The organism is Thermus sp. H19.2 (genome assembly GCF_054979525.1).
In genome coordinates, this window is the sequence record NZ_CM143429.1 from 2,031,929 (window position 1) to 2,052,625 (window position 20,697).

24 protein-coding genes are annotated in these 20,697 nt (G+C 69.1%); 16 read left to right on the plus strand and 8 right to left on the minus strand.

The genetic code is table 11. The features are described from left to right. Positions 1-25 precede the first annotated feature (25 nt). Together ACY5J6_RS10980 and ruvA are read left to right on the plus strand one after the other, a co-directional pair. Positions 26-790, plus strand: a complete 765-nt coding sequence (locus tag ACY5J6_RS10980) for an enoyl-CoA hydratase/isomerase family protein (protein WP_462845163.1) — start codon at positions 26-28, stop codon at positions 788-790. Next, a complete protein-coding gene (gene ruvA, locus ACY5J6_RS10985) occupies positions 787-1,362 on the plus strand; it encodes a Holliday junction branch migration protein RuvA (protein ID WP_462845165.1) in 576 nt (191 codons plus the stop codon). The genes ACY5J6_RS10980 and ruvA overlap by 4 nt, the downstream gene beginning before the upstream one ends. On the opposite strand, the gene ACY5J6_RS10990 is transcribed toward ruvA, so the two are convergent. After that, complete coding sequence (locus ACY5J6_RS10990; protein WP_462845167.1) at positions 1,334-2,554, minus strand: ATP-binding protein; 1,221 nt, start codon at positions 2,552-2,554, stop codon at positions 1,334-1,336. The two genes, ruvA and ACY5J6_RS10990, sit on opposite strands and share 29 nt — an antisense overlap. Beyond that, positions 2,544-3,203, minus strand: a complete 660-nt coding sequence (locus ACY5J6_RS10995; RefSeq protein ID WP_462845169.1) for a response regulator transcription factor — start codon at positions 3,201-3,203, stop codon at positions 2,544-2,546. The genes ACY5J6_RS10990 and ACY5J6_RS10995 overlap by 11 nt, the downstream gene beginning before the upstream one ends. Positions 3,204-3,329: 126 nt before the next feature. Between ACY5J6_RS10995 and ACY5J6_RS11000 the strand changes: the two genes are divergently transcribed. The 3 genes from ACY5J6_RS11000 to ACY5J6_RS11010 are packed head-to-tail and all read left to right on the plus strand — an operon-like array spanning position 3,330 to position 5,227. Beyond that, positions 3,330-4,085, plus strand: coding sequence for an FAD:protein FMN transferase (locus tag ACY5J6_RS11000; RefSeq protein WP_462845171.1), 756 nt, complete (start codon positions 3,330-3,332; stop codon positions 4,083-4,085). A gap of 10 nt (positions 4,086-4,095) precedes the next feature. Further along, complete coding sequence (locus tag ACY5J6_RS11005) at positions 4,096-4,635, plus strand: DUF2271 domain-containing protein (protein ID WP_462845173.1); 540 nt, start codon at positions 4,096-4,098, stop codon at positions 4,633-4,635. Next, complete coding sequence (locus tag ACY5J6_RS11010) at positions 4,613-5,227, plus strand: PepSY-associated TM helix domain-containing protein (protein ID WP_462845175.1); 615 nt, start codon at positions 4,613-4,615, stop codon at positions 5,225-5,227. The genes ACY5J6_RS11005 and ACY5J6_RS11010 overlap by 23 nt, the downstream gene beginning before the upstream one ends. A 249-nt stretch (positions 5,228-5,476) precedes the next feature. On the opposite strand, the gene ACY5J6_RS11015 is transcribed toward ACY5J6_RS11010, so the two are convergent. Both ACY5J6_RS11015 and hemQ read right to left on the minus strand, forming a co-directional pair. Continuing rightward, on the minus strand, positions 5,477-5,971 hold the full coding sequence (locus ACY5J6_RS11015; protein ID WP_054638138.1) for a chlorite dismutase family protein: 495 nt from the start codon (positions 5,969-5,971) through the stop codon (positions 5,477-5,479). Positions 5,972-5,975: 4 nt separating this feature from the next. Continuing rightward, positions 5,976-6,728: a hydrogen peroxide-dependent heme synthase gene (gene hemQ, locus ACY5J6_RS11020; protein ID WP_462845177.1), complete on the minus strand. Its 753-nt coding sequence runs from the start codon at positions 6,726-6,728 to the stop codon at positions 5,976-5,978. Between the two features lie 43 nt (positions 6,729-6,771). Here hemQ and ACY5J6_RS11025 point away from each other — a divergent pair, with 43 nt between their 5' ends. From ACY5J6_RS11025 to ACY5J6_RS11035, 3 genes are read left to right on the plus strand one after another with little or no spacing between them, the layout of a single operon-like run. Continuing rightward, a complete protein-coding gene (locus ACY5J6_RS11025; protein WP_462845179.1) occupies positions 6,772-7,827 on the plus strand; it encodes a mechanosensitive ion channel family protein in 1,056 nt (351 codons plus the stop codon). 10 nt (positions 7,828-7,837) lie between these two features. After that, on the plus strand, positions 7,838-10,084 hold the full coding sequence (locus tag ACY5J6_RS11030) for a hypothetical protein (RefSeq protein WP_462845181.1): 2,247 nt from the start codon (positions 7,838-7,840) through the stop codon (positions 10,082-10,084). A 30-nt stretch (positions 10,085-10,114) separates the two neighbouring features. After that, the gene (locus tag ACY5J6_RS11035; protein WP_462845183.1) at positions 10,115-12,289 is read left to right on the plus strand and encodes a RelA/SpoT family protein; all 2,175 of its coding nucleotides are present in this window, start codon (positions 10,115-10,117) and stop codon (positions 12,287-12,289) included. Here ACY5J6_RS11035 and ACY5J6_RS11040 read toward each other — a convergent pair. Beyond that, a complete protein-coding gene (locus ACY5J6_RS11040) occupies positions 12,286-12,666 on the minus strand; it encodes a secondary thiamine-phosphate synthase enzyme YjbQ (protein ID WP_462845185.1) in 381 nt (126 codons plus the stop codon). The two genes, ACY5J6_RS11035 and ACY5J6_RS11040, sit on opposite strands and share 4 nt — an antisense overlap. 2 nt (positions 12,667-12,668) lie before the next feature. Next, positions 12,669-13,457: a class I SAM-dependent methyltransferase gene (locus tag ACY5J6_RS11045; RefSeq protein WP_462845187.1), complete on the minus strand. Its 789-nt coding sequence runs from the start codon at positions 13,455-13,457 to the stop codon at positions 12,669-12,671. Positions 13,458-13,491: 34 nt separating this feature from the next. On the opposite strand from ACY5J6_RS11045, the gene ACY5J6_RS11050 reads away from it, so the two are divergent. From ACY5J6_RS11050 to ACY5J6_RS11060, 3 genes are read left to right on the plus strand one after another with little or no spacing between them, the layout of a single operon-like run. Then, positions 13,492-14,538, plus strand: a complete 1,047-nt coding sequence (locus ACY5J6_RS11050; protein ID WP_462845189.1) for a glucose-1-phosphate thymidylyltransferase — start codon at positions 13,492-13,494, stop codon at positions 14,536-14,538. A gap of 3 nt (positions 14,539-14,541) precedes the next feature. Beyond that, entirely contained in the window at positions 14,542-15,429 is an 888-nt protein-coding gene (locus ACY5J6_RS11055) for a biotin--[acetyl-CoA-carboxylase] ligase (protein ID WP_462845191.1), read from the plus strand. Positions 15,430-15,476: 47 nt separating this feature from the next. Further along, entirely contained in the window at positions 15,477-15,902 is a 426-nt protein-coding gene (locus ACY5J6_RS11060) for a DUF2203 family protein (protein WP_462845193.1), read from the plus strand. Here the strand turns inward: ACY5J6_RS11060 and ACY5J6_RS11065 are convergent. Next, complete coding sequence (locus tag ACY5J6_RS11065; RefSeq protein ID WP_462845195.1) at positions 15,853-16,245, minus strand: metallopeptidase family protein; 393 nt, start codon at positions 16,243-16,245, stop codon at positions 15,853-15,855. The two genes, ACY5J6_RS11060 and ACY5J6_RS11065, sit on opposite strands and share 50 nt — an antisense overlap. Continuing rightward, entirely contained in the window at positions 16,242-16,655 is a 414-nt protein-coding gene (locus tag ACY5J6_RS11070; protein WP_462845197.1) for a 23S rRNA (pseudouridine(1915)-N(3))-methyltransferase RlmH, read from the minus strand. The genes ACY5J6_RS11065 and ACY5J6_RS11070 overlap by 4 nt, the downstream gene beginning before the upstream one ends. A gap of 130 nt (positions 16,656-16,785) precedes the next feature. Between ACY5J6_RS11070 and ACY5J6_RS11075 the strand changes: the two genes are divergently transcribed. The 5 genes from ACY5J6_RS11075 to ACY5J6_RS11095 are packed head-to-tail and all read left to right on the plus strand — an operon-like array spanning position 16,786 to position 20,688. Continuing rightward, positions 16,786-17,889, plus strand: coding sequence for a thiamine pyrophosphate-dependent dehydrogenase E1 component subunit alpha (locus ACY5J6_RS11075; RefSeq protein ID WP_462845199.1), 1,104 nt, complete (start codon positions 16,786-16,788; stop codon positions 17,887-17,889). Positions 17,890-17,898: 9 nt separating this feature from the next. After that, positions 17,899-18,873, plus strand: a complete 975-nt coding sequence (locus ACY5J6_RS11080) for an alpha-ketoacid dehydrogenase subunit beta (protein WP_462845201.1) — start codon at positions 17,899-17,901, stop codon at positions 18,871-18,873. Position 18,874: 1 nt separating this feature from the next. After that, positions 18,875-19,081 (plus strand): 2-oxoisovalerate dehydrogenase, encoded by a 207-nt coding sequence (locus tag ACY5J6_RS11085; RefSeq protein WP_054638462.1) that lies wholly within the window; start codon positions 18,875-18,877, stop codon positions 19,079-19,081. Then, positions 19,078-19,317 carry a type II toxin-antitoxin system HicA family toxin gene (locus tag ACY5J6_RS11090; protein ID WP_462845203.1) on the plus strand — a complete coding sequence of 80 codons (240 nt, stop codon included), beginning with the start codon at positions 19,078-19,080 and terminating at the stop codon, positions 19,315-19,317. Before ACY5J6_RS11085 ends, ACY5J6_RS11090 begins: the two co-directional genes overlap by 4 nt. Before the next feature lie 9 nt (positions 19,318-19,326). Next, positions 19,327-20,688 carry a dihydrolipoamide acetyltransferase family protein gene (locus tag ACY5J6_RS11095; protein ID WP_462845205.1) on the plus strand — a complete coding sequence of 454 codons (1,362 nt, stop codon included), beginning with the start codon at positions 19,327-19,329 and terminating at the stop codon, positions 20,686-20,688. Positions 20,689-20,697 lie beyond the last annotated feature (9 nt).

Sequence of the window (20,697 nt, forward strand, 5' to 3'; positions counted from 1 at the left end):
GTGCGCTCCCCTTTACAATGGGGCCATGATCCTCAAGGAACGCCAAGACGGGGTCCTGGTTCTCACCCTTCACCGGCCCGAGAAGCTCAACGCCCTCACCGGCGAGCTCTTAGACGCCCTTTACACCGCCCTCAAGGAGGGGGAGGAGGACCAAGCGGTGCGCGCCCTCCTCCTCACGGGAACCGGAAGGGCCTTCTCCGCCGGGCAGGACCTCACGGAGTTCGGCGACCAAAAGCCCGACTACGAGGCCCACCTCCGCCGCTACAACCGGGTGGTGGAGGCCATGGCGGGTCTGGAGAAGCCCCTGGTGGTGGCGGTGAACGGGGTGGCGGCGGGCGCAGGGATGAGCCTCGCCCTCTGGGGTGACCTGCGCCTCGCCGCCGCGGGGGCGAGCTTCACCACGGCCTTCACCAAGATCGGCCTGGTTCCGGACTCGGGGATGAGCTTCCTCCTCCCCCGCCTGGTGGGCCTGGCCAAGGCCCAGGAGCTCCTCCTTCTCTCCCCTAGGCTCTCCGCCGAGGAGGCCTTGGCCCTGGGGCTCGTGCACAAGGTGGTGCCCGCGGAAGGGCTTTTGGAGGAGGCCCTCTCCCTGGCCAAAGAACTCGCCCAAGGCCCCACCCGGGCCTACGCCCTCACCAAGAAGCTCCTTTTGGAGACCTACCGCCTCTCCCTCACCGAGGCCTTGGCCCTCGAGGCCGTCCTGCAAGGGGAGGCGGGGAGGACCCAGGACCACGAGGAGGGGGTTAAGGCCTTCCGGGAGAAGCGCCCGCCCCGCTTCCAGGGCCGATGATCCGCTACCTCCGGGGCCAGGTCCTCAAGAAGGAGGCGGGCGGCTTCGTCCTTCTCGCCGGAGGAGTGGGGTTCTTCCTCCAGGCTCCCACGCCCTTCCTCCAGGCCCTGGAGGAGGGAAAGGAGGTGGGGGTCCACACCCACCTCCTCCTCAAGGAGGAGGGGCTTTCCCTCTACGGCTTCCCCGACGAGGAGAACCTCGCCCTTTTTGAACTCCTCCTCTCGGTGAGCGGGGTGGGGCCCAAGGTGGCCCTCGCCCTCCTCTCCGCCCTCCCCCCGAGGCTCCTCGCCCGGGCCTTGGCGGAGGGGGACCTGAGGCTCCTCACCTCGGCAAGCGGGGTGGGGAAAAGGCTCGCCGAAAGGATGGCCCTGGAGCTCAAGGGGAAGGTGCCCCCCCACCTTCTCACCGGGGAGAAGGTGGAGAGCGAGGCCGCCCTGGAGGCGGTGATGGCCCTCGCCGCCCTGGGGTTCAAGGAAGGGCAGGCCCGGGCGGTGGTCCTGGACCTCTTGCGCCAAAACCCCAAGGCCAAGGCCCAGGAGCTCATCAAGGAGGCCCTGAAGCGCCTTCGCTAAAAGGGGGCAGGACCAGCCGGGCCACCAGGCCGGAAGGGGCATGGGGAAGGAGCTCCAACCTCCCCCCGTGGACCTCGGCCACCTTGCCCACCACGGAAAGGCCAAGCCCTTCCCCGGGCTTCGCCGAGGCCCTAAAAAAGGGCCTTCCCGCCGCCTTTAGGGCCTCCTCGGGCATGCCCGGGCCCTCGTCTTTTACCTCCAAAAGGAGGGTGTCCCCCTGCGTAGCCAGCCTCACCTCCACCCCCTTGCCCTCCCCGTGGAGGAGCGCGTTTCTGAGGAGGTTCCGCAGGGCCTGGGCGAGGAGGAGGGGGTTCCCCCGGTAAGGAAAGGTCTCCGGGCCCCGGTAGGGCACCCCGAAGCCCGCCGCCGCCTCCCGGGCCAGGGCGGCCAGGTCCAGGTCCAGCCGCTCCACCCGCCCCTCCCGGGCGAGAAGGAGAAGGGCCTCCACCAGCCGCTTCATGCGGAGGAGTTCCTCCTTCGTCGCCTGAAGGGCCTCGCCCTCGGACAGGTAGCCCGCTTCCGCCGCTTCCAGCTGGGCCAAGGCCGCCGCCACAGGGGTCCTGAGCTCGTGGGCGGCGTCCCGGGTGAAGCGCTTTTCCCGCTCTAAGAAGGCCTGAAGGCGCTCCAGCATGTGGTTGAAGGCCTCGGCCAGGGTTCTGAGCTCCCCGCCGCCCTCGGGGGGCACCCGGTGGGAGAGGTCCTGGGAGTCGGCCACCCGCCGCGCCACCTCCGTGAGGCGGGAAAGGGGCCTCAAGGCCACCCCGGCCAAACGGGAGGCCAGGAGGGAGAAGAGCAGGGTGAGGACCGCCCCCACCCCGAAAAGGGCCAGACGGAAGCGGGTGAGGGCCAAGGAGGCCTCCGGCTCGTAGCGGGCCACGGTCAGGGTGCCTCCCGGCACCTCCAGCACCCAGACCCGCCACCCCTCCTTCCAGTACCGCCCCGGGCCAGGGGGGGAGAGGTCGGGGAAGTTGGGGCTTTGGGTCTCCGCCCCGCCTTGGACCAAGCGGAAGGCGAACTCGCCCCGTGGGCCAGGCCGGCCCTCGGCGAGGGCACGGGCGTAGAAGAGAAGGGAGCGGTCCAGGTCGGCCTCCAGGAGCCCCTTGAAGGCCACGTAGCTCAAGGCCCCCTGGAAGAAGAGGGCGAACCCGATGGCCAGGGCGAAGAAGAGGGCGAGCCGCGTCCTAAGGCTCATCCCCAAGCCGGTACCCCCCGGGCACGGTGCGCACCACCTCCGGGAAGAGCTTCTGCCGGAGGTAGTGGACGTAGACCTTCACCGCCCCCACCTTTTCCGGGTCGCCGAAGACCCGCTCGGCGAGCTCCTCGGGGGCGAAGACCCGGCCCGGGTGGAGGAGGAGGGTTTCCAGGAGAGAGAACTCCTTCAGGGAAAGGTCCACCCGCCTGCCCGCCACGTAGACCCCCCGCCCCGCCAGGTCCACCTCCAAGGGTCCTAGACGCGCCCGGGAGGCCTTCACCTCCGAGGCCCGGCGGAGAAGCGCCCGCACCCGGGCCAAAAGCTCCTCCAGGTGGAAGGGCTTCACCAGGTAGTCGTCCCCGCCCAGGTCCAGGCCCTGGACGCGGTCCTCGAGGGCGTCCCGGGCGGTGAGGAAGAGGATGGGCCCCTTGTAGCCCGCTTCCCGCGCCTCCTCTGCGAAGCGGAAGCCCCCGTCCGGGTCCTCGGGGAGGCGCACGTCCAGGACCATGAGGTCGGGCTCCAGCTCCAGGAAGGCCTCCCGGGCCTCCTCCAAGCCCTTGGCCCAGCGCACCCCGTAGCCCTGGGCGGCGAGGGCCCGGGCCACCGCCTGGCCCAGCCGGGGCTCGTCCTCCAGAAGGAGCACCTGCACCCCTTCAGTATGCCCGGAGGCGGTTAGGGCCGGGTTATGGGCGTAAACCCGTGGAGACGGGGCCCCTTAGGCCAGCATGGGGTGGTATTAACGGCCACCTAACCGCCCGGCCTTATCCTCCTGGGCATGGGCCGGTACGGGGCCAGGTGGGAAGGGGTTTTGGGAAGCTTCCTGGAGGTGCAGCTCCTCGCCCCTCCCTGGTGGGCCCGGAGGGCCTTCGGGGCGGCGTTGCGGGAGGTGGAACGTTTGGAAGGGGTCTTCAGCCGCCGCCGGGAGAGCGAGCTCACCCGCCTCGTGCGCCAGGGGGGCGGCCGCCCAAGCCCCGAGATGCGGGAGGTCCTCGCCGCGGCCTTGACCCTGCAAGAGGCCACGGGTGGGGCCTTCCACCCCGCGCCCGCCCACGGCGGGGAGGCCTTCCGCTTCATGGGCGAGGAGGTGGAGGTCCTGGCTCCCCTGGACCTGGACGGCCTGGCCAAGGGCTACATCGCCGACAAGGCCGCCGAGGCGGCCCTTAGGGCGGGGGCCAGGGCCGCTTTGGTGAACCTCGGCGGGGACCTCGCCCGGAGGGGCCCCGGGAAGGCCGAGGTCCTGGTGGAGGACCCCCTGGGTCCCGACAACGCCCGCCCCGCCTTCCGCCTCCTCCTGGAGGAAGGAGGGGTGGCCACCAGCGGGGTGCGCCACCGGGGAAGCCACCTCCTGGACCCCCGCACCGGGAAGCCCGCCTCCGGCCTCCAGGCCACGGTGCTGGCTCCTTCCGCGCTTCTCGCAGACGGCCTGGCCAAGGCCCTCTTCGTCCTGGGGGAGGCGGCCTGGTCCCTGCTCGGCCCCTTCGGCGCCAAAGGGGTCGTCTTCGGCCCCAAAGGTCCCGTGGAAGGCCCATAGGGAGGGAAGAATGCTCAAGCGTTACTACAGCCGGAGAAGGTTTCTCAGGATGGTCTCGGGCGCCTTGGCCCTGGGCCTCGCCCGGGGGCAGGCGGGGAAGCCCTGGCCCCAGGGGTTCCAGCTCCAGGTCACCTTCGCCTACCAGGGCGGGGGGTTCCGCTACCGGGCCCCCTACGTGGCGGCCTACGTGGAGGACGCGGGGGGGAACCTGGTGAGGACCCTGGGCCTCTTCCTCATGCCCAGCAAGGGGGAAAGGTGGTGGGACGCCTTGAAGCGCTACTACCTTTTGGGGGACGTGGCCACCATGCGCACCCTCTCCGGCCCCACCCGCCCCCCGGGGCGGTACACCGTGGCCTGGGACGGCAAGGACGAAAGGGGAAAGGCCGTGGCCCAGGGCGTCTACTACGTCTGCGTGGAGTACGCCCGGGAGCACGGGCCCTACGAGCTTTTTCGGGAAAAGGTGGAGCTACTGGAGAAGCCCTTCCAGCGGGCCTACCCCCTAAAGGGGGAGCTTCAGGAGGTGGTCCTTGACTACGGCCGAAAAGCCTAGGCCCAGGGCCCACCCCTGGCGGAGCCGGCTTTACATCCTAAGCCGCACCCTCCACCTCTACCTCTCCCTCCTCGCCTTCCTCGCCCTCCTCTTCTTCGCCGTCACCGGCCTCACCCTGAACCACCCGGAGTGGTTTGGGGAAGGAGCCCCGAAAAAGCTCTCCGGGACCCTTCCCGGCGCCCCTTACCTCGAGGGGAAGGCCCTGGACTGGCTCCGCCTGGCGGAGGACCTGAGGGCTTTGGGCCTTAGGGGACGGGTGGCGGACCACGGGGAAAGCGGTGGGGAGGCCTGGGTCTCCTTCCGCGCCCCCGGCTACGCCGCCGATGCCCAGGTGGACCCCAAGACGGGGGCCTACCGCATGGTGGTGACGGAACACGGCCTGGTGGCCGTCCTCAATGACCTGCACAAGGGAAGGGACACCAGGGGAAGCTGGAAGGTCTTCCTGGACCTCTCCGCCCTCTTCCTGGCCTTGGTGAGCCTCACGGGGCTTCTTTTGGGGGTGGTCCTCCCCAAGACCCGGAAGGCCGCCCTCCTCACCCTGGGGCTTGGGGCCCTGGGCTTCCTCGCCCTGGCCTTATGGGCCTCCCTTTAGGTCCCGTAGGGCCCTCACGAGGGCCAGGACCAGCCGGGCGCGAGGGTGGCGGGGAGGGCCCTTATCCCGGAGGGCACGGGCCCCCTCCCCTTTGGGCCGCCAGAACCTGGCCTTCATGCCCCTCAGGGTAGGGGGGCTTCCGGGCCCTTCGCAAGGGACAACCGCCCCTAAGTGCCCCCGCTTCGGTTTCGCGGCATGAGGTGCCCGAACGAAGGCTAAGGCTCTTTTGGGGCCCCGGCGGCGGGGTACTTAGCCCAGGTCGTCCAGGGCCTCCCGGAAGCCTCGAGGCACCCCCAGATACCCCCCCTCCGCCACGGCCAAGGGAAAGAGGACCTCCAGGGGGCCCTCCAGCAGGACCACCCGCCCTCCCGCCAAGAGGCGGGTCCCCCCAGAAGGAGAGGCCTCCAGGCCGTAGGGGAAGAGGGCCAAAGCCCCTCCCCCGGGCTCCCCTTCCCCCCGGTCTAGGAAGAGGCCCACGGGTTCCAAGAAGCCCAGCATCCGGGCCCGGTGCATCTCCCGGCGCAGGCCCTGAAGGGCCTTCAGGTCCTCCGCTCCCTGCCAGAGGAGGAGGTCCGCCTCGGCGGAAAGGCCCACCAGGCTGTAGGCGGAAAGAAACCCCCCCTTGGCCCGCCAGCGGGAAAGGAGAAGGGAAAGCTCCTCCTTCAGGTGCTCCTGGTGCTCGGCCTCGAGGCGCCGGAACTCGGGGAGGAGGCGGAAAAGCCCAAGGGCCCAGAAACGCTCCATGCCCCTAGCTTACGCCCAGGAAGCGGGAGAGGGCTTCCTCGTCCAGGTACTTGCCCACGAAGAAAGGCCCGAACTCGCCGTAGCGCGCCGAGACCTTGTCAAAGCGCATCTCGTAGACGATCTTCTTGAACTGGACGGGGTCTTGGCTGAAGAGGTCCACCCCCCACTCCCAGTCGTCCAGGCCCTGGGCCCCGCTGATGACCTGCAGGACCTTGCCTTGGTACTTCCTCCCCGTTTCCCCGTGGGCCTTCATGAGCCGGGCCCGCTCCTTGGCGGGAAGCATGTACCAGTTGTCCCCCCCCTGGCGCCTTTTGTTCATGGGGTAGAAGCACACATACCCCTCCTTGGGAACCTTGGGGGTGAGGCGGGGCTTGACGTAGGGGGACTCGGGGTCCAGGGGTTTCTCTTGGCTCCCCAGCTCCACCACGGAGTAAAAGCCGTAAGCCGGGCGCAGGAAAGCGGCGAGGCGGCTTTTATTCAGGCGCTCCTCCACCTCCAAAAGGGCGTCTAGGCTTTCCCGCAGGTTTAGGAAGAGGAGGTCCGCCTTCTGGGTAATGACCTGATAGACGCCGAAGGAGCCCCTCCCCTCGGCCTCCACCCGCTCCCAGGCGGAAAGCATCCCCTTAAGCTCCTCCCAAACCTCCCGGCGCTCCTCCACAGGGGTAGAGAGCCACCGGGGAAAGTCCACACGGCGGAAGTCGTGGAGGAGGTGCCAGCCCTCGAGGGTGTGGGTGGGCTCAGGCAGGTGGCCTTCCATGCCCTTCACTATAAGGCCGGGAGCCTTTGGGTATAGTGCCCCCATGGCGCCTTGGCTCCAAGCGCTCCTCGCCCTTTTGGTGGCCTGGTTTCTGGGCCGGTACGGGGCCAGGCTCTTCACCGCCTTGGGCCGCCTCACCCCCACGGAAAGGGACGACCGCTTCTTCCGCGCCCTGGGCTTCCTCTGGTGGGGGGTGGTCCTCCTCCTCCTGGGAAGCTACCTGGTCCACGCCCTGGGCCTGCCCCACGAGCCCTTCCGCTCCTGGGGGAAGGGAATCGCCTCCTGGCTGGGAAAAAGGGGGCTTGCCGCCCTATCCATCCTGGCCCTCACCTTCCTGGGCTACCGCCTCATCCCCATCCTCCTCCAAGGGCTCCCCTCCCCCGAGGGGGTCCACACCCGGGAGGCCGTGCGGCGGCGCACCCTCAAGGTGGTGTCCGAGTCGGTGCTCAAAGGAGCGGTCCTCCTCCTCGGGGGGCTTTTGCTCCTCTCCAACCTGGGCCTGAACGTCACCACCCTCCTGGCCGGGGCGGGGGTGGCGGGGCTTGCCCTGAGCTTCGCCGCGCAAAACCTCCTCCGGGACTTTATCAACGGCTTTTTCATCCTCCTGGAGGACCAGTACGGGGTGGGGGACATCGTCCAGATAGGCGGGGTGGGAGGGCAGGTGGAACGCTTCACCCTAAGGCTCACGGTGCTCCGGGACCTGGAAGGGAGGGTGCACTTCATTCCCAACTCCGAGGTGCGCCAGGTGACCGTCCTCACCCAGGAGTGGAGCCGGGCGGTGGTGGACGTGGGGGTGGCCTACAAGGAGGACCTGGACCGGGTCTTGGCGGTCTTCCGGGACGAGGCGGAGCGCTTCCACCAGGACCCCCTCTGGCGGGAGCGCTTCGCCGACGCCCCGGAGGTCTTGGGGGTGCAGAGCCTGGCCGACTCCGCCGTGGTCATCCGGGTCCTCTTCAGCACCAAGCCCGCAGAGCAGTGGGCCGTGGCCCGGGAGTTCCGCCGACGCATCAAGAACCGCCTGGACCAGGAGGGCATAGAGATCCCCTACCCCCACCTCAAGCTCTACCTGGGGGAGGCGCTCCGGCTGGAAAGGGGGTAGGCTAAAGGGGATGCGGGACATCCACGGGGAGATCCTAGAGGCCCTCCGCCCCCATCTGGGGCCCCGGGCCCACGCGGTGCTGGACGAGGGGCTGAAACGCCTGGGCAAGCGCCCCTCCGAGCTCACCCCCAAGGACGGGGAGACCCTGCTCAAGGGCCTCGTCTTCCGCGAGCTCCAAGCCCGTCTGAGCCCAGGGGAGGCCAGGCGGGTGGTGGAGGAGGTCTTGGCCCGTATAAAGGAGGAAGCCCCCGGCCTCGAGGCCCTGGAAGAGGCCCTCAAGCGCTTCGGCCTCTACCTGGACTGGCCCGAGGTGGCCCGCTTCCGGGCCCTTCTAAACCGCCTCCGCCAGGAACCCGATCCCAGGCTCTTCCGCGAGGCCCAGGAACTTTTGGAGGCCCTGGAGGAGAAGCTGGAGGAGGCCCTCTTGCGCCAGGCCAAGGACCTGGCCTACCTGGAGGAAAGCCTGGAAAGGGTCCGGCACCTGGGCGGGCCCAAGGTGCGCAGGCTGGAAAGCCTGGTGGAGATGGTGCGCCAAGCCCAGGCCGAAGGCCTCCTGGCCCAGGCGGAGGTGGAGCGGGCCAGGAAGCTGGCCCTGGACCTGCGCAAGCTCCTGGAGTCCAGCGTGGCCCGGGCCCCCACCCTGCCGGAGATCGTCTTTGAAACGGCGGAGGAGGCCCCCAAGCACCCCACGGAGGCCCTCCTCACCGTGGAGGAGGCGGGGGATCTGGAAGGGGAGCTGGTCATAGACCTCCAGGCCCTCCCCGAGGAGGCGGCCAAGCGCCTCCAGGCCCTGGAGGTGGAGGAGGAACGGCGGAAGCTGGAAGGGCTCCTCTCCCGCTACGCCCCCCTCCTGGAGCGGGCCACGGTAAGCCCCCTCCTTTCCGAGGTGGAAGCCCTCCTGGAGGCGGGAACCCCCGCCGGGGAAAAGCTCCTCCTCCTGGAGAAGGCCTTCCAGGAAGCCGAGGCCAACCTGAGGGCGGAAAGGCGGGCCAGGCTCATCCAGCTCTCCGAGGCCCTCCGGAGCCTTCCCCTTCCCCAGGCGGCCAAGGCCCCCCTGGAAAACGCCCTGGGGCTGGCGGAGGAGACCCTGAGGGAGGGAGGCCTCCCCGACCTCCTTCCCCTGGAAGGGGAGCTCCGGCGCCTGGAGGAGGAAGCGAGGCGCCGGGAGGAGGAGGCCAGGCACCTGGGGGAAGAGCGGCGGGCCCTCTTGCGGGAGCTGGAGGGGAAAGGCGAAGCCTTCCTCCCCCTCCTGCAAGAGCTCCAGGGGCTTCCGCCGGAAGCCCTTCCCGAAAGGCTTCCCGAGCTCAAGGCCCGCTACGCCGCCCTCCTCAAGGCCCAAGGGGAGGAAGCCGCCCTAAAGGCCAAGCTGGCGGAAGCGGCCCAGGACCTGGAGGCCCTGAGGGAGGAGGCCCTGGCCCTGGGCCTGGAGGGGCTTTGGGCCGAGGCGGAAAGGGCCCTGCAAGAGGGGAGCCTGCAGGCCCTCGAGGCCCTGCGGAAGGCCCTGGGGGAGGCCAGGGCCCGGGCCAAGCAGATGGCCCTGGAAGAGCTCGCCCGCCTTCAGGGCCTGGCGGAGCGCTTCCGGGGCTTCGGGGGGGAAAGCCTCCTAAAGGCCATCGAGGAGGAAAAGGCCAAGCCCGAGCCCAACCCCGCCCCCATCGCCCGGGCCCTCCAGGCCCTGAAGCGGCGGCTGGAAGCCAAGCGGGAGGAGCTCCTCACCCGCCTCACCGCCTTTTTCCAGACCCACGCCCGCCTCCAGGGCTTCCAGAGCGAGACCGCCCGCCGCCTCAAGCCCCTCCTTTCCGTGCTGGAAAGCGCCAAGGAGAAGCTTCCCCGTCTCGGGCCCAAAGGGCTTCTCCAGGTGGAAAGCACCCTGGCCCAGGCGGAAGCCCTCCTGAGGGAGCTGGAGAAGGAGGCGGAGGCGGCCAAGTCCGTGCTCCGGGAGCTCCGGGGGGCGGACCTGGAAGCCCTCCTGGAGGTCCTGGACGGGAGCACCCCCCAGGACCTGGAGCGGCTCCGCTTGCCCGGGGTGGAGGCGTTGGCCTATCTGGAAGGAGGGGGTCTATCCCTCCCCAAAGAGCCCCTCCTCCGGCTCAAGGAGGCCCTGGACCGCCTGGACGAGGCCCTCGCCCAAAGGCGGGGTCCCGCGGCCCTGGTCTTCGGGGGAAAGGCCCTGGTCCTCGCCCCCCTTAAGGGGAAGACCCTGGTGGCCCTCCTGGAACGGTCGGTCCTCTCGGCTTTCCTCCTAGAGCTCTCCTGAAGGGCTTGGGCGGGTGCTACACTAAAGGTAGTGGTCGTCCGCGAAGCCCTTTGGGAAAACCTGGCGGCGCGCCTCTCCTACCTCTCCCCCGAGGAGCGGGAAAGGGTCCATAAGGCGTACCTTTTCGCCGAGGAGGCCCACCGGGGCCAGCTACGAAGAAGCGGGGAGCCCTACATCACCCACCCCGTGGCCGTGGCGGAGATCCTGGCCTCCTTGCACATGGACGCCGACACCCTGGCCGCAGGCCTCCTCCACGACACCATGGAGGACTGCGGGGTCTCGGGGGAGGAGTTGGAACGGCGTTTCGGCCCCACCGTGCGCCGCCTGGTGGAGGGGGAGACCAAGGTCAGCAAGCTCTACAAGCTGGCCAACCTCGAGGGCGAGGAGAAGAGGGCCGAGGACCTCCGCCAGATGTTCATCGCCATGGCGGAGGACGTGCGCATCATCATCGTCAAGCTGGCGGACCGCCTGCACAACCTCCGCACCCTGGAGCACATGCCCCCCGAGAAGCAAAGGCGCATCGCCCAGGAGACCCTGGAGATCTACGCCCCCCTGGCCCACCGCCTGGGGATGGGCCAGATCAAGTGGGAGCTGGAGGACCTTTCCTTCCGCTACCTCTACCCGGAGGCCTACCAGGGGCTCCTCCTTCGCCTACAGGAGACCCAGGAGGCCCGGGAGCGCCTGGTGCGCCGGGCCACGGCCATCCTGGAGGAGGCCCTGAGGCGGGACGAGCTCTTGCAGGCCCAGCTCAGGGGCTTTGAGGTCACGGGGCGCCCCAAGCACCTCTACTCCATTTGGAAGAAGATGGAGCGGGAGGGCAAGGCCCTGGAGCAGATCTACGACCTCCTGGCGGTGCGGGTGGTCCTGGACCCCAAGCCGAGCCCCAAGGAAGAAGAGGTGAGGGAAAAGCAGGTCTGCTACCACGTCCTGGGCCTGGTCCACGCCCTCTGGCAGCCCATCCCCGGCCGGGTAAAGGACTACATCGCCGTGCCCAAGCCCAACGGCTACCAGAGCCTACACACCACGGTCATCGCCCTGGAAGGCCTGCCCCTGGAGGTGCAGATCCGCACCCAGAAGATGCACCGGGTAGCGGAGTACGGCATCGCCGCCCACTGGCTCTACAAGGAAGGCCTCACCGACCCCGAGGAGGTCAAAAGGCGGGTCTCCTGGCTCAAGAACATCCAGGAGTGGCAACAGGAGTTCTCTAGCTCCCGGGAGTTCGTGGAGGCGGTGACCCGGGACCTCCTCGGGGGGAGGGTCTTCGTCTTCACCCCCAAGGGCCGGATCATCAACCTCCCCAAGGGGGCCACCCCCGTGGACTTCGCCTACCACATCCACACCGAGGTGGGGCACCACATGGTGGGGGCCAAGGTCAACGGGCGCATCGTCCCCCTCTCCTATGAGCTCCAGAACGGGGAGATCGTGGAGATCCTCACCGCCAAGAACGCCCACCCCTCCAAGGGCTGGCTGGAGTTCGCCAAGACCCGGAGCGCCAAGAGCAAGATCCGCCAGTATTTCCGCGCCCAGGAGCGCCAAGAGACTCTGGAAAGGGGCCAGAAACTCTTGGAGCGCTACCTCAAGCGCAAGGGTCTCCAAAGGCCCGCGGAAAGCCAGCTGGAGGAGGCGGCCAAGCGCCTGGGCCTCACCCCTTCCCCCGAGGAGCTCTACCTGGCCTTGGCCCTGAACCGCATCACCCCGCGGCAGGTGGCGGAAAAGCTCTACCCCAAGGCCCTCCTCAAGCCGGAAAAGCCCAAGGCCACCCCCCAAAACCAGTGGGGCATCCGCCTGGAGCAGGACCTCGAGGCCCCCATCCGCCTGGCTTCCTGCTGCGAGCCCATGAAGGGGGACAGCATCCTGGGCTTCGTCACCCGGGGCCGGGGGGTAACGGTGCACAAGGCGGACTGCCCCAACCTCCGCCGCCTCCTCCAGGGCCCCGAGGCCGACCGGGTCATCGGGGCCTACTGGGAGGGGGTGGGGGGCAAGGTGGCCACCCTGGAGGTCCTGGCCCAGGACCGGGCCGGGCTCCTCCGGGACGTGATGCAGGTGGTGGCCGAGGCGGGGAAAAGCGCCCTGGGTTCCGAGACCCGCATCCTGGGCCCCCTGGCCCGGATCCGCCTCCGCCTCACGGTGAAAGACGGGGAGCGGGAAGCCCTGGCGGAGGCCCTGAAGGGGGTTAAAAGCGTCCAGGAGGTGCGCTGGGTCTAGAGGAGGCGCACCCAGACCTCCCGCTCCCTAGGGCCGTCGTACTCCGCCAGGAAAACCTGCTGCCACCTCCCGAGGACCAGGCGCCCTCCCTCCGCCGGCAAGAGGAGGAACACCCCGGTGAGGAGGCTTTTCAGGTGGGCGTGGGTGTTGCCCTCGGCGTGGCGGTCCTGGGGATGGAAGCGGGGAGCGAGCTCCGCAAGCCGCGCCAAGAGGTCGTGGGCCACCTCGGGGTCGGCCCCCTCCTGCACGGTAAGGCCGCAGGTGGTGTGGGGCACGAAGAGGTAGACCAGGCCCGTGTGCCCTCCTAGGGTCTCTTCCACCGCCCGGGTGATGTTCACCAGGCCTTCTTTTGGGGTGCGGACATAGAGCTTCCTCATCCTCAGGAAAGGCGGGAGGTGCGCAGGAAAAAGCGCTTTTCCACCGGGAAGGGGCGGTCCAGGTCGCCGAACTCGGCCTCGGCCCAGGCCCAGAGCCTGGACATGGCCCTCTCGTGGACCTCCTGGGGCACGGCGCGGGTGAAGGAGTAAAGCCTTTCCTGAAGGGCCTCGAGGGCCTCTCGGGGGGTGCGCTCCTCCCGCCAGGCCACCACCTCCCGGGTCCTAGGCCTGAGGCCAAGCCGCCGCAAGGCCTCCTCCACCTCCTTTAGCCGCTGGCTGTGGGTCCCCCGGACCACGGGGAAGCCCTCCTCGGCCACCAGGGCCTGCCACCTCTCCTGGAGGCGGCACTCGGCCTCGGCCTCCACCCGGTCCCACCCCTCCAGGAGGACCCCCCCCGGCTTCAGGACCCGCAAGGCCTCGGCCAGGGCCCTGGGCCAGTCGGGGAGGAGGTGCCACAGGTGGACCACGATCACGGCGTGGACGCTCTCGTCGGGCAGGGGAACCTCCCGGGCATCCGCAAGGAGAAGGCGCACCTTGCGCATGACCCCGGCCGCCTTTTGCCGGAAAACCTCCAGCATGGCGGGGTCGGCGTCCAGGGCGATGTAGCGGTAGCCCCGGGCGATGAGGGGGAGGGCGATGCGCCCCGTGCCCACGCCGAGCTCCAGGAGGACCGGCTCCTCCCGGGTCAAGAGGGCGTGGCTCAGGGCGGTGGCGATCCGCCCCGCCACCTCGGGCGGGTAGGCCCGGAGGCGGTCGTAGGCGTAGGCCACCCGGGTGAGGGCGTTGGACATCTCCCCCCTTATTGTACGGGGTATACTCCCGGGCATGAAGGGACTCATCCTGGCCGCAGGCCGCGGCACCCGGCTTCGCCCCCTCACCCACACCCGGCCCAAGCCGGTGATCCGGGTGGCAGGGCGGCCCATCATCCACTACGCCGTGGACAACCTCTTGGCCGCCGGGGTGGAGGAGATCGGGGTGGTGGTCTCCCCGGAGACGGAAAAGGACCTCCGCGAAGCCCTGGCCAGCTACCCGGTGCGCTACATCCTCCAGGAGGAGCCCCAGGGCCTGGCCCACGCCGTGTCCGTGGCCCGGGCGTTTTTAGGGACGAGCCCCTTTGTGCTCTACCTGGGGGACAACCTCTTCCAGAGGGGCATCGGCCGCTTCCTAAAGGCCTTCGGGGAAGGGGTGAGCGCCGTCTTGGCCTTGGTGCGGGTGGAAAACCCGCGGCAGTTCGGCGTGGCGGTGATGGAAGGAGACCGGATCGTCCGCCTCCTGGAAAAGCCCCCAACCCCCCCCTCGGACCTGGCGGTGGCCGGGGTCTACGTCTTGGGCCCGGAGATTTGGGAAAGCCTCGAGGGCCTTAAGCCCTCGGCTCGAGGGGAGTACGAGATCACCGACGCCATCCAGGGGCTCATCGACCGGGGGAAAAGGGTGGTGGGGGTGGAGGTGGAGGGCTGGTGGAAGGACACCGGCCGCCCCACCGACCTCCTGGACGCCAACCGCCTCCTTTTGGAGGAGCTTTCCCCCCGTGTGGAGGGGGAGGTGGAGGCGAGTCAGCTCACGGGGCGGGTGGTGGTGGAAAGGGGGGCCAAGGTGGTGAAGAGCACGGTGATCGGCCCCGCCTTCATCGGGGAGGGGGCGGTGGTGGAGGAGGCCTACGTGGGACCCTTCACCTCCTTGGGACCGGGGGTGCGGGTGGTGCGCTCGGAGGTGGAGTACTCCCTCCTGGAGGATTACGCCGTCCTCGAGGACGTGGCCTTGCGCCTGCAGGAGAGCATCCTAGGGGTGGGGGCCCAGGTGAAAAGCCGCCCCGGCCTTCCCCGGGCCCACCGGCTCATCCTCGGGGACCTCTCCCAGGTGGAACTGGTCTAAGGGATGCCCGGGCTTTTGGGCCTCCTCACGGAGTCCTGGCAAAGCGGCGAGGCCCTGGCGAGGGCCTTAGGGGTGAGCCGCATGGCGGTCTCCAAGGAGGCGAGGAAGCTGCTCGCCGAGGGCTACCCCGTGGAAGCCTCCCGAAGGGGCTACCGCATCCTCCCGGGCACCCCCCTCCCCCACCTCTTCCAGCCCCAGGGAAGGCTGGGAAGGCCCTACCGCTACCTGGGCCGGGTGGAAAGCACCCAGGACGTCCTAAGGGCCTGGGCGGAGGAAGGGGCCCCGGAAGGGGCTTTGGTCCTGGCGGAGGTCCAGGAGAAGGGGCGGGGCAGGCGGGGAAGGCCCTGGGAAAGCCGCCCCGGGGCGAGCCTCACCCTCTCCCTCCTCCTCAGGCCAAGCCTTCCCCTTCCCGCTCTGGGGCTCCTTCCCCTCCTTTCCGGCCTCGCCCTGCGGGAAGCGGTGGGGGTGGGGGGGCTCAAGTGGCCCAACGACCTCCTCGCCCCAGACGGCAGGAAGCTTGCCGGGGTGCTCCTGGAGGCCAAGGCCGAGGGGGAGGAGGTGGCCTACGCCCTCCTGGGCGTGGGGGTGAACGTGGCCTGGGCCCCGGAGGGGGCGGCCTGCCTCCGGGAGTTCGGCCCCTTTTGCCGGCGGGAGGTGCTGGAGGGGTTCCTCCTTAAGCTGGAAGCCCTCCTCCCCCTCCTGGAAACCCCCGAGGCCCTCCTCCTCCGCTACCGCCAGGCCTCCCTCACCCTGGGCCGCCCCGTGCGGGTGCACACGGGCAAGGGGGCGGTGGAGGGCCTAGCCGAGGACGTCCTTCCCGACGGGAGCCTCCTGGTGGGCGGGGTGCGGGTGGGGGCGGGGGAGGTGGAGCTTCTGCCCTTGATTGAGTAAGCCAGGCTTAGATTTTCCTCACCGTTTCTGCTAGGATAGGGGTAGGTATGTTCGCCCGGATCTTCACCAAGGAAGAGGCCGATGCCCTCCTGCCCGAGATCCGCCGGGTCCTAAAGGAGATGCGCCAGAACCGAAAGGAGCTCCAGGAGGCCCAGAGGCGGCTTGCCGAGGCCCGGGGGCTTGAGCGGAGAGCCCTGGAGGAGGAGGCCCGCTTCCTCCTGGGGGCCCTCGAGGCCGACGCCCGCTACCTGGCCTCCCTGGGGGTCTTCCTCAAGGACCTGGACCGGGGCCTGGTGGACTTCCCCGCCCGCATCGGGGGCGAGGTGGTCTTCCTCTGCTGGCAGGAGGGGGAGCCCGAGGTGGCCCACTACCACCCCCTCTCCGGGGGCTTCCAAGAGCGCAGGCCCCTCGCGGAGGAAGCCCCTACCCTTCCCCAAAGGCCCCGCCCCGGCGAAAGGCGTCCAGGCGCCTGAGGTCCTCCCGGGCGAGGTCGTCCCGCCCCGCCAGGGACTCCAGGTGGTGCCTGAGCTCGTGGAGGAGGGTTTCCCACACCTCGGCCTCCCAGTCAAACCCCTCCCCCGCCACCTTCTGGAAAGAGCCGTAGTAGAGGGCGACGTGCCGCCCCAGGCCCTCAAACCCCCCAAGGGCCGAGGGCGGCCCGGGGTCCAGGTACTCCCCGAGGCGCCAGACGCCCTCGAGCCCTGGCTCCGGCTTGGCCTCGGGGAAGACGTGCACCCCCTGGAGGCCCCTTTTGAAGTCCTCGGGGACCTCCTCCCAGAGCCTCTCCACCAGCTCCACGAAGGCCTCGTAGGTCATGGCCGGTGGTAGGGGTGCCCCGCCCGTAAGGCGAGAACCCGGTAGAGCTGCTCCAAAAGCACCAGAAGGGCGAGCTCGTGCTGGAGGGTTAAGGGGGAGAGGGAAAGCAGAAGGTCGGCCGCCTCCCGCACCGCCTCCGGGTGCCCCTCGGCCCCGCCCACGAGGAAGGCCACCCGCTCCCCCTCAAAGGAGAGGAGCCTCCGGTAGAGCTCCTCGGTGGTCAAGAGCCTCCCCCGCTCGTCCAGGACCACCTTCCGGTGGCCCTCCGCCTTGGGGAGGAGCTCCTCCCCTTTCCGGACGAAGACCAGGTCCAAAGGCGCGTACCTCTGGATGCGCCCAGCGTACTCCTCCACCCCGAGCCGGGCGTAGGCCAGCCGGGGCCTTCCCACGGCCACCACCCGAAGCCGCACCCCCTGATCCTAACCCGGTATACTCAGGGGGAAGGGAAAGTGGGATCCAGCCCCACCCCCGAAAAGGAAGCCCAGGGCCCTTACCCAGGGCGGGCTTCCCGGCGCCAAAAGCGCCAAGAAGGAGGGTGCCATGGTCAAGGAGACCCATCGGTTCGCGCCCTTCACCGAGGAGCCCATAAGGCTCATCGGGGAGGAAGGGGAGTGGCTTGGGGACTTCCCCTTGGACCTCGAGGGGGAGAAGCTAAGGAGGCTCTACCGGGACATGCTGGCGGCCCGGATGCTGGACGAGCGCTACACCATCCTCATCCGCACGGGCAAGACCAGCTTCATCGCCCCCGCCGCGGGGCACGAGGCCGCCCAGGTGGCCATCGCCCACGCCATAAGGCCGGGCTTTGACTGGGTCTTCCCCTACTACCGCGACCACGGCCTGGCCCTGGCCCTAGGGATCCCCCTCAAGGAGCTCTTCGGCCAGATGCTCGCCACCAAGGCCGACCCCAACAAGGGCCGCCAGATGCCCGAGCACCCCGGCTCCAAGGCCCTCAACTTCTTCACCGTGGCGAGCCCCATCGCCTCCCACGTGCCCCCCGCCGCAGGCGCCGCCATCAGCATGAAGCTTCTGCGCACGGGCCAGGTGGCGGTCTGCACCTTCGGGGACGGGGCCACCAGCGAAGGGGACTGGTACGCCGGGATCAACTTCGCCGCCGTGCAGGGGGCGCCCGCGGTCTTCATCGCCGAGAACAACTTCTACGCCATCAGCGTGGACTACCGCCACCAGACCCACAGCCCCACCATCGCCGAGAAGGCCCACGCCTTCGGCATCCCTGGCTACCTGGTGGACGGGATGGACGTGCTGGCCAGCTACTACGTGGTCAAGGAGGCGGTGGAGCGGGCGAGAAGGGGGGAGGGCCCGAGCCTCGTGGAGCTCAGGGTCTACCGCTACGGCCCCCACTCCTCCGCCGACGACGACAGCCGCTACCGGCCCAAGGAGGAGGTGGCCTTCTGGCGGAAGAAGGACCCCATCCCCCGCTTCCGGCGCTTCCTCGAGGCCCAAGGCCTCTGGAACGAGGAGTGGGAGGAGGACGTGCGGGAGGAGATCCGGGCCGAGCTGGAACGGGCCTTAAAGGAGGCAGAGGAGGCCGGGCCCGTGCCCCCCGAGTGGATGTTTGCGGACGTCTTCGCCGAAAAGCCCTGGCACCTCCTCCGCCAGGAGGCCCTCCTCAAGGAGGAGCTTTAGGGGGTGGGTATGGCCCTCATGACCATGGTGCAGGCCCTGAACCGGGCCCTGGACGAGGAGATGGCCAAAGACCCCCGGGTGGTGGTCCTGGGGGAGGACGTGGGGAAAAGGGGCGGGGTCTTCTTGGTCACCGAGGGGCTTCTCCAGAAGTACGGCCCCGACCGGGTCATGGACACCCCCCTCTCCGAGGCGGCCATCGTGGGGGCCGCCCTCGGCATGGCCGCCCACGGCCTGAGGCCCGTGGCCGAGATCCAGTTCGCCGACTACGTCTTCCCGGGCTTTGACCAGCTCGTGAGCCAGGTGGCCAAGCTCCGCTACCGCTCGGGGGGCCAGTTCGCCGCGCCCTTGGTGGTGCGGATGCCCTCAGGGGGCGGGGTGAAGGGCGGGCACCACCACTCCCAAAGCCCCGAGGCCCACTTCGTCCACACCGCCGGGCTCAAGGTGGTGGCCGTCTCCACCCCCTACGACGCCAAGGGCCTCCTCAAGGCCGCCATCCGCGACGAGGACCCCGTGGTCTTCCTGGAGCCCAAGAGGCTCTACCGCTCGGTGAAGGAAGAGGTGCCCGAGGAGGACTACACCCTTCCCATCGGCAAGGCGGCCCTAAGGCGCGAAGGAAAAGACCTCACCCTCATCGGCTACGGCACCGTGATGCCCGAGGTCCTGCAGGCGGCGGAGGAACTGGAGAAGGCCGGGGTCTCGGCCGAGGTCTTGGACCTAAGGAGCCTCATGCCCTGGGACTACGAGGCGGTGATGAACTCCGTGGCCAAGACGGGGAGGGTGGTCCTGGTTTCCGACGCCCCCCGGCACGCGAGCTTCATAAGCGAGGTGGCGGCCACCATCGCCGAGGACATCCTGGACACCCTCCTCGCCCCGCCCCTCCGGGTCACGGGGTTTGACACCCCCTACCCCTACGCCCAGGACAAGCTCTACCTGCCCACCGTCACCCGCATCCTGAACGCCGCCAAGCGGGCGCTAGACTACTGATATGCCGAGGGAAGTCATCTTCTTGGTGGAAGAGGCGGAAGAGGGGGGGTTCGTGGCCCGGGCCCTGGGAGAAGCCATCTTCACGGAGGGAGAAACCTGGGAGGAACTCAAGGAGATGGTGCGGGACGCGGTGCGGTGCCACTTCGGCGAAGAAGCCCCCCCCATCATCCGCCTGCACTTCGTCCGCGAGGAGGTCCTTACCCCGTGAAGCTTCCCCGCGACCTCACCGGGGAGGGGCTCGTCCAAAAACTGGCCCGCCTGGGCTACCAGGTAGAGCGGCAAACGGGAAGCCACGTGCGCATGGTCTGGAAAGGCCCAAAGGGTGAACACGCCGTCACCATCCCCCTGCACCGGCCGCTGAAGGTAGCGGCCGGAATCCTGAGGGCGGTGGCGGAGGCCCGCGGCGTGGACCGCAAAGCCCTTGAGCGCCTTTTGGACCTGTAGAGGAGGAGTATGCCCAAGGAAATCCTCATGCCTGAGCTCGCCGAAAGCGTGGTGGAAGGTGAGATCCTGAAGTGGCTCGTGGAGGAAGGGGACTACCTGAAGAAGGACCAGCCCTTCGTGGAGGTCATGACCGACAAGGTCACGGTGGAGCTGCCCTCGCCCTACGAAGGGGTCCTCTTGAAGAAGCTAGCCAAGGAGGGAGAGGTGGTCAAGGTCCACGCCCCCATCGCCCTCATCGCCGAGCCCGGCGAGGCGGTGGAGGGCGCGAAGGAGGCCCCCCCGGTGCAGGCGGTGGAGGAGCGCTCCATCGTGGAGCCGGGCCTGCCCGCGAAGGAGGAGAAGGAGGACCTCTCCCTCTTCAAGCCGGACCCCACGCAGGTGGCGATGAAAAACCCCTTCCTCTCCGGGGAAAAGCCTAAGGAAGGGGCGAGGCCGGGGCGGGTCCTCGCCGTCCCCGCCGCCCGGAAGCTTGCCCGGGAGCTCGGGATCCCCATTGAGGAGGTGCCGGGCTCGGGGCCCTTGGGCAGGGTCCGGGTGGAGGACGTCCGGGCCTATGCGGCAAGCCGCAAGGCCCCACCCGCCCCCGCCGAGGCCACCCGGGAGCACGAGGCGCCGGCCCCCGGCTTCCCGCCCCCGCCCAGGTACGCCCCGCCCAAGGGGTACGAGCACCTGGAGGAGCGGGTGCCTCTAAGGGGCATCCGCCGCACCATCGCCCAGGGGCTCTGGCAGAGCCACCTCTACACGGTGCGCACCCTCAACGTGGACGAGGCCGACCTCACGGAGCTCGTGGCCCTTCGCGAGCGCCTCAAGCCCCAGGCCGAGGCCCAGGGGGTCAAGCTCACCTACCTGCCCTTCATCGTCAAGGCGGTGGTGCGGGCCCTGAAGAAGTTCCCCATGCTGAACACCAGCCTGGACGAGGAAAGGCAGGAGATCGTCTACAAGCGCTACTACCACATCGGCCTCGCCGTGGCCACGGAAAGGGGCCTCATCGTCCCCGTGGTGCGGGATGCGGACCGGAAGAGCGTCTTGGAGCTCGCCCAGGAGATCGCCGAGCTCTCCCAGAAGGCGCGGGAAGGCCGCCTCGCCCCGGAGGAGGTCGCCGGGTCCACCTTCACCCTCACCAACATCGGCTCCGTGGGGGCCACCTTGAGCTTCCCCATCATCAACCTGCCGGACGCGGCCATCCTCGGCGTGCACTCCATAAGGAAGCGCCCCTGGGTCATGCCGGACGGCTCCATAAGGCCGCGGGACATCATGTTCCTCTCCCTCTCCTTTGACCACCGCCTGGTGGACGGGGCCGAGGCGGCCATGTTCACCCGGGAGGTCATACGGCTCTTGGAAAACCCCGACCTGCTCCTTCTGGAAATGTAGGATGGCGCC